Source organism: Aliikangiella coralliicola, assembly GCF_007004725.1.
In the GTDB taxonomy this organism is placed as follows: domain Bacteria; phylum Pseudomonadota; class Gammaproteobacteria; order Enterobacterales; family Kangiellaceae; genus Aliikangiella; species Aliikangiella coralliicola.
Window position 1 is genome coordinate 14,254 of record NZ_ML660164.1, and the last position, 12,317, is coordinate 26,570.

The window sequence follows — 12,317 nt, forward strand, 5'->3', positions numbered from 1 at the left end:
ACTATTGGATTTAAGGTAAGACCATGTTAAATGGTTTTACCACAACCGATTTGTAAACGCCCGCTTCAATATAAGGATCAGATGCTGCCCAGTCTTCTGCTGTTTGCAAATTACTAAATTCTGCGACAATTAAGCTGCCGGTAAACCCTGCATCGCCTGGTTCTATGTTATCAATTGCAGGGTGTGGACCGGCGACAATCAAACGACCCTGTTGTTTCAGTTGTTGAAGTCTTTGCAAGTGCGCTTCACGTGCAGTTTTTCTTAATGGGAGGCTGTTATCGACATCTTGAGAAATTACAGCGTATAACATTTAGTCTTCCTTATTCGTTGTTTTAATATTAGTTGAAGAATCTGTTGCTGAATCGTCTTCCGGAAAATACGGAAATAATTTGTAAAGCGTATAAATCAGTAGTAAAAAAGTTAAGGCGAGTAGTCCGAATAATTTAAAATTAACCCAGAAAGCTTCAGAAAAATTAAATGCCACATAGAGGTTTAGAAAACCGAAAATAATGTAGGCAATCGGCCACGAAAGGTTAATTTTTTTCCAGATATTCTCGGGAACTTCCATCTTGTCTTCGACTGCTGCTTGCATCATTTCCTGGATTAATAACTTTTTCGAAATGAACTGTCGAAAAAGAAATACCGCAGCCATCACCCAAACCACAATACTGGCTTTCCATTGAATAAATGCGGCGTTCTTAAATAGTAAAGTAAACGCCCCAAAAACTAATGTGATCAATAAGGTCCAAAGGTGAAGTTTTTCAAACTTTCCAGTAATTAATCGAGAACCGATGGTTTGAATCACCGCTGCAACCATTAGCCCCTGAACCGCTGGATATATTGGTTTTTCAGCGCCGGTAAAAAAATAAATGCCGACAAAAACGGCTAAAGGGAAAAAATCAAGAAAAAGCTTCATGTGAGATATTTACCGCAAGTCATTCCAGATATGGCCGTATCATACATTGATATTTGTGCCGAGGCTATGATCTGCTTGTCAGTAATCAGGTTGGTTGTTTATTGAACAGCTTGCTTTTAGAGCAGTTATCAGTCGCAGCGCAAAATGGATTACAAAAGGTATTCGATTCTATGGGACCTTACAGGATATCTTCTCATTTCTGTTATACTGCAGACTCGTTTCAGCGCTGAGATTTTTCGAGCAGCTCGGAGTTGTTGCGAAAGCTGATTTTACCGTCAATATGATATGCGGCAATTCAGAGGCTAATTAACAAGTAACTACAAGGTATCCGAAACCTAATGCGCTATGATTTTCACTGTCACAGTCATTTTTCAGATGGTGCGCTATCGCCCGAAGCATTGATTGATTATGCAATAGATAAAGAGATAGATGTTCTCGCGCTAACGGATCACGACTCCACTGGTGGATTAGAAAGCGCACGTGAGCAAATAAAAGCGATTGGCGCTTCGCTTCGCTTACTCAATGGTATAGAAATATCCGCTCTGACCGAATTCGGTGAAATACATATTGTTGGCCTCGATATCGATGCTGAAAATGAAGGGTTAAAGAGAACCCTGGCCATTCAACAGAAGAATCGCTGGAGCAGGGTTGAGGAGTATGACGTCAAATTAGCAAAAATAGGCGTCAAAGGCATATTGCAAGAAGTTCGCAACCAGGCAGTGGAAGTGGCAACTCGACCGCATATTGCCAGGGCCATCGTTAACCTGGGTTTTGCAAAAGATATGGATCAAGCATTTAAGCGTTACATTGGAAAAAAAGGGCGTATTAAGGTTTCCAAAAGTTGGGTACCCATGGCAGAAGCGATTGATTTGATAAGACAAGCCGGTGGAATTTCTGTGCTGGCACATCCCACGAGATACCCGCTATCAAATCGTAAATTGAGTTTGTTAATCGAATCATTTAAGTGCGAAGGTGGAAATGCGATGGAAATGGCTTACCCTAGTTTAAACAGGGATAAGTCCGATTGGTTGAAAATCCATCGAGAAAAAAATGGACTGCTCGCCTCAAGCGGTTCTGATTTTCATTACCCCAACCTGCGATGGACTGATTTGGGAAGATTCCCCAATCTGGACCCTTCAATTCCTCACGTAAAAGACGAATTGATAAAATAAAAATAACATGCTAGGGCGTGTTTATCTTTCGTTCTTTGAGATTGTTGCGGCTAAAATTTTGCCAATCAAGAAGAGCGGAGCGTGGTTTAGTTATTCTAAATGAGCGACAAACGACGCAGAGTGGCGAAATTTTAGCCACAACCCGAAGGGCCGGGTCATTTTTTCGCCCAGCTGCGTTAAAAGATGAACCTGTAGAATGGCTACATGGCTAATCTTTCGCCTTGCTGGACAAAAAAATGACCTCGGCAATCTCAAAGAACGAAAGATAAACACGCCCTAGTGACCGAGTCAGAAATAAATAGAAAAACGAGTCTATTTAAAACCGGCTAAAAGATATCGACTGATAAACGCCGAATATCCATGCTATGATTGACTTAGTAAGCTAATCTATTGATTTGGTTAATATTTAACCAAGCACATAAGGCTTTAAACAATGACACAGTTTTACGAAATCCATGCGCAAAATCCACAACTAAGATTGATCTCTCAGGCCGTTGCGTCAGTTCGTAATGGCGGTCTGATCGTTTATCCGACAGATTCTGGTTACGCATTGGGCTGTCATATTGGAGATAAAAAGGCGCTAGACAGGATCCGAAAAATAAGAAAGCTTGATAAATCACACAACTTTACGCTGGTGTGTCGAGATCTATCTGAACTCGGAATTTATGCCAGAGTCGATAATACGTCTTTTCGAGTATTAAAAAATCATACGCCCGGGCCTTATACCTTTATTTTGAGGGCATCACCGGAAGTACCGAATCGCCTTCAACATCCAAAAAGAAAAACCATCGGAATCAGGGTCCCTGACTCGCCAATTGCTCTAGCGCTGCTTGAAGCGTTAGGTGAACCGCTGATGAGTACCAGTCTAATTCTCCCGGAAGAAACCTCGGCATTGGCAGATCCGGAAGAGATTTATGAAAAGCTAAAAGGAAAGGTGGATCTCGTGATTAACGGAGGATTTGTCAGTGATCAGCCAACTTCTGTTATTGATATGTTAGACGGATTTCCAAAAGTCAGCCGGTACGGTGCCGGTAATCCTGAGGCATTTGAGTCGTAGCTGAACAATCTTTAAGCATTAGTAAAGACAAATCATTTTATTTATAAAAACTCACGCTAATTGATTGCAATCATCCAAACATCGGATATAATTGCTCGCTCATTTCGGAGCCAGAGTGGTGAAATTGGTAGACACAGGGGATTCAAAATCCCCCGCTAGTGATAGTGTGCCGGTTCGAGTCCGGCCTCTGGTACCATCCGAATTGAAGGTAATTGCTTAACATCCAAATATATTCCTATATATCGCTTCCAGAGTCACCAAGCCCAATTCATCAGATAAGACTCTGTTTTCTTCACTTTTCTAAGTGCTTGATTAAACCTCGACACTAGTTTTTCAGATACGGTCTTTTTGCTAAACATAAATGAAACTGTTCCTGAGTAGACGGTGATTTTACAGGATTTGAGTGCGCCGCTCAGATTGTTTTTCCTCAAGCTGTAGGAAAGAACAGTGGGATCTTCGAAAAAGCCATCTAACCTATCGCTTTTAAGTAAATCAATAAGATTCGCGTTTTTGTTCGCGTAGACCAACTTTTTATTAAGTTGTGGTGTGTTCTGCACTTTAGAAACCGAATCGCCGTAAATGTTTCCCTGGGTCAGGCCAATCCTGACGCCACTTTTGACGATATCTGAAAAACTTTTTCCTGAACACTGGTTAACGAATTGAGGCTTTACATATAAAACCAGCACTTCTTGCCGGTAAGGTTCAGAAAATAATGCATATTTCTGTCTTTCAGCGGTAACGGTGGTATCCATTGTGAAGTCAACAGAGCCGTCTCTCACACTTTGAATGTTTTGACTGAAAGGTTGTCGAACAAACTTCAATTCACAGTTTGCTTGCTCCGCAATTTGTTTGACAAGGTCAATTTGTAGTCCAGTGGGAGAGTCACCTTGCTCAACAAATTGATAAGGAGCCCAGTCCCCCCAACCCAGAGTTAATTCACATTGAGCATTCGTAGCGAGACTAGCAGTTCTTTCTTCGATTAGAGATGATGCATTTGAGCCAGGTGTGAAAATAAAAGCCGCTAATAACAAGGCTTTTTTGATAGCTAACCTGCTCAAAATCCAACTCAACATAGGCCACCCTGGCGTTATTGGTTTATATTTGCCAAAACATAGAGTTTATATATTAAACAAAATCAATAAATAAATCGAGCATTGAGATATTTTGTCGGTTCGAGCCATTGATGAAAATAAATTGAGTCGCGAACCGTTTTGAGCATTTTGATTGTAAAATTCAACTTTTTAGCCGCCGATATTTAGTTACAATGACATCAAGAAAAGGTTAACGGGAGCGATTGTGTGAAGAATTTCTTATTCGTCAAATTCATTTATTTAACCCTCTTTCTACCTATGGCTTACGCGGGTGGATTAACTTTGACCGAAAGAAGCGGTGAGGATCTCACTCGCGATAAAACAAGTAAACCAATCGAAATTATTCAATTTGCAGGCGTTAAAACCGGGCAACGCGTTTTAGATTTGCTTGGTGGTGGTGGTTATTATAGCGAGCTGTTATCTCAAGCTGTTGGCTCAAAAGGCTCTGTAGTCCTCCATAATAATCAGGCTTACATACCCTATATCGGAAAAGAACTAGAAGGAAGACTCGGTAATAATCGGTTGAAAAATGTGACTCGGCTCATGAGCGAAGCATCGTCACTGAAGCTAGGTGAAAGCCAGTTCGATTTCATTTTTCTGGTACTGGGGTATCATGATTTCTATGTTGTGGACAAGAACTGGAAAGTGTCCGCTGATCAAGTTGTACCACAAATGCACCAATCCCTTAAAGCCGGAGGGAAACTACTGATTATTGATCACAATGCAATAAAAGGAAGCGGCACCAGTCAATCACAAACACTTCATCGAATTGAAGATGAATTTGTTAAAGCCGATTTGGAGAAAAGAGGATTTAGGCTAATAAAAAAATCTCCAATTCTTATGAATAAGAAAGATCCCCTGGATATCAGCGTTTTTCAGCCAGACATTCGTCGTAAGACCAGCCGTTTTGTAATGCTTTTCGAGAAAATCTGATATTTCCTTCAAAAAGATGATCAAGCTCAATCGATTGCAGCATCGATAATATCAATCGAGTTGTAAATAATTCGCATTTAGATTAGTGTCTCAAGAAGGAAAGAGAGCAAATGAGTTTAACTGATCTGGCGAGACATTTTTATGTTTCGGAATCGGTGATGTTGAGTATGATCGCGCAATGGGAGAGGAAAGGTCGCATTGAAAAAGAAAAAGTGGCGCAAACCAATGGTTGCGGAGTTGGAGGAAGTTCCAGCTGCGGCACATGCAACGAATCTGGTGATCTGAATGTATTTTATCGCTGGAATAAAGTGGCCCAGGAAAAATTCTCTGTTCGACCTCAAGTAGATTAGCTGATTCAATAAGGTTTTAATCGATTTGAGGTTATCAGAAAGCCAGGTGAACAATGTTTTTGTCGAAGAAAGAGAAACAGAAGCTCAAGTTATCCATTAAAGAACAAATCATCACTTTACAGAATCAATTATCAATGGCCAAAGAGTCAAGTAAGACCGTCGAGTTAGACCAGTCCCTTGCTGGAAGGGTTTCAAGAATTGACGCCATTCAGCAGCAAAAAATGGCACAGGCCGGGTTAAATCGGACTCAGCAGAGAATTAATGTTTTGAATAAAACGATCGAGCAAATTGACAATGAAGACTTTGGATACTGTGAAGAATGTGGCGACGAAATTGGCTTTTCACGATTACAGATCAAGCCGGAGTCGACCAATTGTGTTGCTTGTCAGCAAAGTAAAGAGTAGCCAATTACAGGTTGGTTAAAAATAAGAGAGCAGTACCCAAAAACGCTTTAGGTAAAATCGAACAAGCTGTCGAGAAACTTTTATTTATTCAGCAATCAACAAACGAGAGCGTAGCCCCAATTCTGTCGAATAGCCGAGATTTCTTGAAATGATATGTCCATTTTCAGACAGGAGATAGTAACTCGGAAACGCATTAATTTGATAATCTTGTTGTACTTCTGTGGTGCCGAGCAATACAGGCATCGTCAACTTGTGTTCCTTTAAAAACTCATCTACTTCGTCCACAGAACGCCAGTCAAGCGCTACCACCAAAATCCTTAAATTTGGATAGCTTTCAGATTCTTCGATGACTTGAAGGTTATCAATTGAAGCATGACAAATTGAACACCAGGGGGCGAAAAAGTAGATCAGCGTTTGATGTGCTTTTCCTTCGTGGTGTAGTGAAACCGCCTTTCCATTAATGTCTATCAGCGTAAATTGGGGCGCTATGATTTGCTCACCAGTCGGTAGCATATCTTTTTGTTGCCACCAACTTAGCGCAAAAAAAATAGTGATATATATTGAAATTTGTAGTGCCCAGGATAAAAGCGATTTTATTTTTGTTTTCTTTTTTTCAGTCATTGGCTAATCTTTTTCGATATCCCTCAACGAATACCCGGTTTGTTGTTTAAACCAGTCATCAATTAAATACCAGGAAATTGAAACTGAGTAGGGCATTAGTAAATTGCCACTTTTTATTTCAGATTCGATTTCTTTCGCTGTAAACCATTGTGCTTTTTCTAACTCTTGATCAATAAGAGTAATTTCTGTCTGGGATGTTACGCTTTTAAAGCCAACCATTAACGAACTTGGAAATGGCCAGGGCTGTGAGGCGAAATAGTCGACTTTATCAATTACCAGTCCCACTTCTTCAAGTGCTTCGCGTTTTACCGCGGCTTCCAGGGATTCTCCCGGCTCGGCAAAACCCGCAATGACTGAGTACCGTTTTTCTGGCCATTCAGATTGTCGGGCGAGTAGCAATTTTGCTTCGCTATCTTGATTATTCGAAATGGCGGTAATTACGGCCGGTTCGATTCTCGGAAAGTGCTCTTTAGCACACTTTGAGTTAGCACACTTTCTGGCATGTCCAGACTGTGTAATGCTCGTTTCACTCCCGCATTTGGCGCAGTATTGGTGATTATGATGCCAGTTGAGTAGTCCTTTAGAGTAAAATAAGAGTCCCAGATGATAGTCTGTCGCCATCAGGCTCGCGCTACGCAAATCGACCAGGCGTAAATCTTTAAACCCCGAATCCCAATTATCCAGGTGATAGGCAAAGTAATTATTTTGCCTGTGTTCCCCCAGATAGATTGACGTTGAGAGTGTTACGCTCATTTTTTCTAGCTCCTGGGTCGAAAAATAAAGATTCTCATTTTCCCGAATGATGAGCTGGTTTTTATGCCAAAGTAAGTTGAGACAATTTTCACTAGAAGCATATTGCTTAATTGTCGATGTACTTTGCCGAATATGTGACTGTCTATCGATTGGAGAATAGGAAATCATATTGACCTCAAAGCAACTTGATTAACCAAAGTGAGATTACTGACATTAATATCCACAGGATAGTTCCTTGCAGTAAAGCAGACCATTGGAGTGTTTTTAGCGTTTCGCGAGTAAAACCTGTGCCGATTAAAAACAGGCTTATGGCCATGCCTTTTTTCGCGATCAGGGGAGCGTAGCTGGCATAAGGCGTTAAGAAAGGGACAAAACTTGCGAGCAGGCTTGCGCCGACAAAATATAAAATAAAGTGTGGGATTTGGGTCGAGGTTTTTTTGTAATTGAATGAAAACGCTGCGAAAAAAACCAGGGGGATAATCCATAACGCACGAGCTAATTTGGTGGTTGTGGCGATTTTTAATGATTCTTCACCGTAACTCGCAGCCGCGCCGACTACAGAGCTTGTATCGTGTATGCCTAATGCAGCCCACATACCGAATTCCTGCTGAGTTAACCCAAGGTATTTTCCTAATTCAGGGTAAACAAGAAGTGCTAAAGCATTGAGTAAAAAAACAATAGAAATGGAAACTAGTATGTGGGTTGGCCGCGCGTGAATTGCCGGCGCGAAGGCTGCTATCGCGCTTGCCCCACAAATAGCTGTGCCGCCAGTGATCAGAAATGAGAGTTTCTTGTCCACACTAGCGAGTTTTCCAATTAACAGGCCGCAGACAATAGCGAAGATAATCGTTAATACAGTGATGAAAAAGCCGTCAACCGCTGTTTCTAAGATTTCCTTAATATTTAAACCGAACCCCATTACCACAATGCTAACTTTAAGCAAAATACCTGATGCCCATTGGGTTTTTAGTTGGAAAGGGTTGCCAAGAATTACCGCGTAAGCCATTCCCAAAAGCAAACTGGCGGCGATGTTTATCCATCCACTAATAACGACCAGAAGCAGAAAAATCAGGATAATTCGGGATATTTGATCGGAAAATTTCGCCATTGAAATGTTAACAAATGTTTGTGAAGATTAATGATAACTAAAAAAATACTTAAATAACAGGAAGTTAAGTATTAAATATTTGTAATATATTGAGTTTGGATAAATGACTGACTTGGTGTTATAGTCTAATACAACACTTAAGCAGTGTTAACTAACCAGTCAAGTGAGAGAACTCTATGAACGCGATGATGTGGAATGACCAAACGCCAATCTTCCGCCAGCTTAAAGAAAAAGTTGTAGAGCTGATTATGGATGGTGAGGTGTCCGAAGGGGAGGCGGTGCCTTCTGTTCGTCAGGTTGCGGCAGATTACCAGATAAATCCATTAACTGTGTCTAAGGCTTATCAAGAATTAGTTGACGACCAAATTTTAGAAAAAAAACGAGGCTTAGGAATGTTTGTGACCCAGGGTGCAAAAGATAAGTTATTTGAAGATGAGAAAAAACAATTTCTTGAAGTTGAATGGCCCAAAATCATGATTCGAATTCAACGTCTGGGGCTTTCTGTTCAGGAGTTGACTAAACAAGCAGTAGCAGCGGATGGAGAAAACTCATGAGTACAATTATTCGGGCGAATGGCTTGAGTAAATCCTATGGTTCATTCCAGGCCTTAAAAAATGTGAATTTCACAGTCGAACGAGGCAAAATTGTTGGTTTGGTTGGTCCTAATGGTGCGGGTAAAACCACAATTCTTAAAGCGATTTTAGGCTTAACTTCCTATAGCGGAGAGCTTGATGTTCTGGGGCTTGAACCCAGTAAACAACGTCATCAGTTGATGCAAAAAGTCTGTTTTATCGCTGATGTTGCGGTGTTACCAAAATGGATGAAAGTCAAAGAGGCCGTTGAATTTGTAACGGAAGTCCATCCTCACTTCAACCTGGACAGGGCAAAGCACTTTTTGAACAAAACTAATATCAAGTTAAATTCAAAGGTGAAAGAGCTATCGAAAGGTATGGTTGCTCAGTTACATCTTGCATTGGTCATGTCAATCGAAGCTGAGCTATTGGTGTTGGACGAACCAACATTGGGCTTAGATATTCTTTACCGAAAGGAATTTTATAATCAGTTATTGGCAGAGTTTTTTGATGAAGGTCGCAGTATTCTGGTTACAACGCATCAAATTGAGGAAGTCGAAAACTTGCTAACTGATTTGATTTTTATTCGAGACGGCGAAATTGTCCTGGATTCATCCATGGAAGAGATCGGTGACAAATATGTTGAAGTGATGGTTAGCCGAGAAGATGCTGAAAAAGCGAAGGCGCTGAATCCTGTTATGGAACGTGATGTATTTGGACGAAAAGTCTATTTATTCGAAGGCGTTGGTCGAGAACAATTGGAAGCCTTGGGCGAATTACATTCACCCAGTGTAGCAGATTTGTTTGTAGCGAAGATGAAGGAGGGTAAATAATGAAAACTTTTAAAGCTCTGGTGAAGAGAGAGTTCTGGGAGCACAAAGGGTCATTTTTTTACGCGCCTGCTGTCATGGTTATCGTATTTGCAGTAATGCTAGTTGTTTTTGGATTAAGTGGGGACAGGTTAATAATCGATGGTGAGCACGAAATTTCGTTTTCTGAACAATTGCCAAAGGTTGTGAGTTCGTTCGAACAATTACCTGAAGAAGCCAAAGAAAAGGCGGTTACGATTGGACTATCTGCGCCAGCAATGTTATTTGGGTTTGTGATGTTGTTTATCAGCATGTTTTATTGTTTAAACTCACTTTATGAAGAAAGAAAGGATAGAAGTATTTTATTCTGGAAGTCGTTACCGGTATCCGATATTGAAACCATTTTGTCGAAATTTGTATCAGTCGTATTCCTGGTGCCGGCCATTTACTTTGCTGTGATTGTTGTATTTCAGTTATTTATTTTGATTTATGTCACAGTTGGCTCATGGTTTGGTGGTGGTAGTGGTGTAACAATTTGGACTGCATCTAATCTATTTGCTCTATGGTTTAACATGTTAGTGGCGATGATCGGTGGAAGTTTATGGTTAGCGCCTTTGTGGGGCTGGTTTATGTTGGCCTCTTCCTGGGCGAAGAAAGTCTCCTTTCTTTGGGGCGGATTACCAATCATGTTAGTCATTGTTTGTGAGGGATATATATTTCGTACCACCGAATTCGCTCAATTAATCGGTGAGAGGATTGCTGAAGGCTTCGCTATCCAAAATTATGCTCTATATCAGCTGGCTGGCGGCGACATATTGGACTTCGAAGTGAACTCGGCGCTTCATTCCTTCGTTTCAGCGGAATTTTGGGGCGGGTTGATCGTTGCTGCTGTATTATTATCTGGAGCTGTTTATATTCGTCGATTTAGAGATGAGTCTTGATAAAAAGCTCATCTTGATTAAAAAACGATCATGTGAGAAGATTAGTAGGTCTACTAGAAGGTTAGGAAAATGATATTAAATAGGAAAAGTGCTAAAAAAACCAGCCGAATCAGCTTGTTAATTGCGATGGCTATGTTAAGCACCATTTTTGCGGTGCTCCATACGCAAGGTTATCAAGTAGAACATATCGCTGAAAATGGAATGCAGGTATGCAAAGCTGGTGTTGTTGATCTATTTACATCACTGCTTTGGTAAGCAAAGACAAGTAATCGTCTAATTTACCTTAACTAATCGAATCTGCTTATAAAGCGGGCCTATACGGCTCGCTTTTTTATTGCGATTACAAAAATAAATTAATCGTAGCACTCATTAATTGCCGTCAGCTAATTCGACTGGCTGTGGCTAACTGGCATAAAACATAGGGGGCAACAACAACAGCCCAAAGTTGGGTTGTAGGTTGGCAATTTTTCTTAACCCATTGGGGCGTCGCGAAAGCAATTTCTTTACTGAGAATTAATGTTTCAACATCGTCTTGTTGATTAGAGGCTATTTTTTCTGCTACCTCAACCAGATCTTTATGCTCAGATACTCTTAATAAGTTACCTTTGGCGAAAAAGAGCTGAAGTTCCTTCCAGCTTATCTGAGCGGTTTCCAGGTTGAGTTTTTGCTTGGTTGTCAGTTCGATTTCAGATTGAGACATCGGATAAGTCCCTTGTTAGCATTTATCCGGTCAATTATAACAGACTTATAGTGCTTGGTTGAATTTCGTCATAATTCTTAATTGGCGGTACTCTTAACAGGCAGCAAGGTTTAAACTTATGATGTTTTCATTGAGTGAAGGTTATAAAAGTTAACAGTATATAAAGGCCGGCGGCACCCACATGGACGTTCAGCAGATATTCAGTTTTCATTCATTTATGTGATGCTAACCTCCCAGTCTGGTATACTTTTGTTTACAAAGGTCTTTTTATCACCTGCAAAGACTTTTTAAGCACATCCGTGCATCAAACGCGAGGTAATTGCTATGAAATTGAATCACCCCAAGATATTGCTTCTAATAACTGTTGTCGCCATGTTTATTGGATTTTCGCAGTCTGCAGCCGCGGGCGTAGAAGTCAAATTTGTTGAGCCAGACAAGTTTAGGGATATCGATCTATCGGGATTTAGCAAAAAGCGCAGTATCGAACATGTACAAAAAGATTTAACCAAGCTTTTTCAGGAACTTGCAAAAGATTATGTCGGTGAGAAGGAAAATTTGTCTATTGAAGTAACGAATATCGATCTCGCGGGTTATATCGATTATATGCGAGGCGATGGAAACAGAGATATTAGAATTGTCAGAAATACGGATATTTATAAGTTGTATTTCCGATTTGAATCCAAAAATGAAGCAGGCGCGACCACCAAGCAGGGCGAAAAGAAAATTCGCGAGTTTTTGACCCACAGGCCTTCTCGTCTGATTAAAAACTCCCACGGAAGTACTGTTAACTACTTTGAAGATGATATTAAAAAGTGGTTTAAAGAAGAATTTGCTGCTAACTAGGTTACAATCAAACGCCGAGCAAGAATAAGTCCAAGCACAAGAGCTAG

16 protein-coding genes, 1 tRNA gene and 1 pseudogene are annotated in these 12,317 nt (G+C 40.6%); 11 read left to right on the forward strand and 7 right to left on the reverse strand.

Features of this window, described 5'->3' with window-relative positions:
- Positions 1–10: 10 nt before the first annotated feature.
- Together FLL46_RS11355 and FLL46_RS11360 are read right to left on the reverse strand one after the other, a co-directional pair.
- Positions 11–310, reverse strand: coding sequence for a YciI family protein (locus FLL46_RS11355; protein ID WP_142893645.1), 300 nt, complete (start codon positions 308–310; stop codon positions 11–13).
- Positions 311–916 carry an inner membrane-spanning protein YciB gene (locus FLL46_RS11360; RefSeq protein WP_142893646.1) on the reverse strand — a complete coding sequence of 202 codons (606 nt, stop codon included), beginning with the start codon at positions 914–916 and terminating at the stop codon, positions 311–313.
- Positions 917–1,254: 338 nt separating this feature from the next.
- Here FLL46_RS11360 and FLL46_RS11365 point away from each other — a divergent pair, with 338 nt between their 5' ends.
- The 3 genes from FLL46_RS11365 to FLL46_RS11375 all read left to right on the forward strand — a co-directional run bounded on the left by FLL46_RS11365 (position 1,255) and on the right by FLL46_RS11375 (position 3,341).
- A complete protein-coding gene (locus FLL46_RS11365; RefSeq protein ID WP_142893647.1) occupies positions 1,255–2,088 on the forward strand; it encodes a PHP domain-containing protein in 834 nt (277 codons plus the stop codon).
- Positions 2,089–2,521: 433 nt separating this feature from the next.
- Positions 2,522–3,145 carry an L-threonylcarbamoyladenylate synthase gene (locus FLL46_RS11370; RefSeq protein WP_142893648.1) on the forward strand — a complete coding sequence of 208 codons (624 nt, stop codon included), beginning with the start codon at positions 2,522–2,524 and terminating at the stop codon, positions 3,143–3,145.
- Between the two features lie 109 nt (positions 3,146–3,254).
- A tRNA-Leu gene (locus FLL46_RS11375) sits at positions 3,255–3,341 on the forward strand.
- Positions 3,342–3,399: 58 nt separating this feature from the next.
- Here FLL46_RS11375 and FLL46_RS11380 read toward each other — a convergent pair.
- Positions 3,400–4,218, reverse strand: coding sequence for a substrate-binding periplasmic protein (locus FLL46_RS11380; RefSeq protein ID WP_142893649.1), 819 nt, complete (start codon positions 4,216–4,218; stop codon positions 3,400–3,402).
- A 225-nt stretch (positions 4,219–4,443) separates the two neighbouring features.
- Here FLL46_RS11380 and FLL46_RS11385 point away from each other — a divergent pair, with 225 nt between their 5' ends.
- The 3 genes and pseudogenes from FLL46_RS11385 (at position 4,444) to FLL46_RS11395 (ending at position 5,923) form a co-directional block, all read left to right on the forward strand.
- Positions 4,444–5,169, forward strand: a complete 726-nt coding sequence (locus FLL46_RS11385; RefSeq protein WP_142893650.1) for a class I SAM-dependent methyltransferase — start codon at positions 4,444–4,446, stop codon at positions 5,167–5,169.
- Between the two features lie 107 nt (positions 5,170–5,276).
- A pseudogene (locus FLL46_RS11390) lies at positions 5,277–5,519 on the forward strand (FeoC-like transcriptional regulator); the annotation flags it as partial.
- Positions 5,520–5,578: 59 nt separating this feature from the next.
- Entirely contained in the window at positions 5,579–5,923 is a 345-nt protein-coding gene (locus FLL46_RS11395) for a TraR/DksA family transcriptional regulator (RefSeq protein ID WP_168204135.1), read from the forward strand.
- Between the two features lie 84 nt (positions 5,924–6,007).
- Here the strand turns inward: FLL46_RS11395 and FLL46_RS11400 are convergent, their stop codons facing one another.
- From FLL46_RS11400 to FLL46_RS11410, 3 genes are read right to left on the reverse strand one after another with little or no spacing between them, the layout of a single operon-like run.
- Positions 6,008–6,544: a TlpA family protein disulfide reductase gene (locus FLL46_RS11400; protein WP_142893653.1), complete on the reverse strand. Its 537-nt coding sequence runs from the start codon at positions 6,542–6,544 to the stop codon at positions 6,008–6,010.
- Positions 6,545–6,547: 3 nt separating this feature from the next.
- Positions 6,548–7,465 carry an NAD(+) diphosphatase gene (gene nudC / locus FLL46_RS11405; RefSeq protein WP_142893654.1) on the reverse strand — a complete coding sequence of 306 codons (918 nt, stop codon included), beginning with the start codon at positions 7,463–7,465 and terminating at the stop codon, positions 6,548–6,550.
- A gap of 7 nt (positions 7,466–7,472) precedes the next feature.
- Positions 7,473–8,405, reverse strand: a complete 933-nt coding sequence (locus tag FLL46_RS11410; protein ID WP_142893655.1) for a YeiH family protein — start codon at positions 8,403–8,405, stop codon at positions 7,473–7,475.
- Positions 8,406–8,581: 176 nt separating this feature from the next.
- On the opposite strand from FLL46_RS11410, the gene FLL46_RS11415 reads away from it, so the two are divergent.
- From FLL46_RS11415 to FLL46_RS11430, 4 genes are all read left to right on the forward strand, one after another.
- A complete protein-coding gene (locus FLL46_RS11415; protein WP_142893656.1) occupies positions 8,582–8,959 on the forward strand; it encodes a GntR family transcriptional regulator in 378 nt (125 codons plus the stop codon).
- Positions 8,956–9,810 (forward strand): ABC transporter ATP-binding protein, encoded by an 855-nt coding sequence (locus tag FLL46_RS11420; RefSeq protein ID WP_142893657.1) that lies wholly within the window; start codon positions 8,956–8,958, stop codon positions 9,808–9,810. Before FLL46_RS11415 ends, FLL46_RS11420 begins: the two co-directional genes overlap by 4 nt.
- Positions 9,810–10,727: an ABC-2 transporter permease gene (locus FLL46_RS11425; protein WP_142893658.1), complete on the forward strand. Its 918-nt coding sequence runs from the start codon at positions 9,810–9,812 to the stop codon at positions 10,725–10,727. Before FLL46_RS11420 ends, FLL46_RS11425 begins: the two co-directional genes overlap by 1 nt.
- 69 nt (positions 10,728–10,796) lie before the next feature.
- Positions 10,797–10,982 carry a hypothetical protein gene (locus FLL46_RS11430; RefSeq protein WP_142893659.1) on the forward strand — a complete coding sequence of 62 codons (186 nt, stop codon included), beginning with the start codon at positions 10,797–10,799 and terminating at the stop codon, positions 10,980–10,982.
- 124 nt (positions 10,983–11,106) lie between these two features.
- On the opposite strand, the gene FLL46_RS11435 is transcribed toward FLL46_RS11430, so the two are convergent.
- Positions 11,107–11,427 (reverse strand): DUF2288 family protein, encoded by a 321-nt coding sequence (locus FLL46_RS11435; protein WP_142893660.1) that lies wholly within the window; start codon positions 11,425–11,427, stop codon positions 11,107–11,109.
- A gap of 324 nt (positions 11,428–11,751) precedes the next feature.
- Between FLL46_RS11435 and FLL46_RS11440 the strand changes: the two genes are divergently transcribed.
- Complete coding sequence (locus tag FLL46_RS11440; RefSeq protein WP_142893661.1) at positions 11,752–12,270, forward strand: DUF3016 domain-containing protein; 519 nt, start codon at positions 11,752–11,754, stop codon at positions 12,268–12,270.
- The last annotated feature ends 47 nt before the right edge of the window (positions 12,271–12,317 follow it).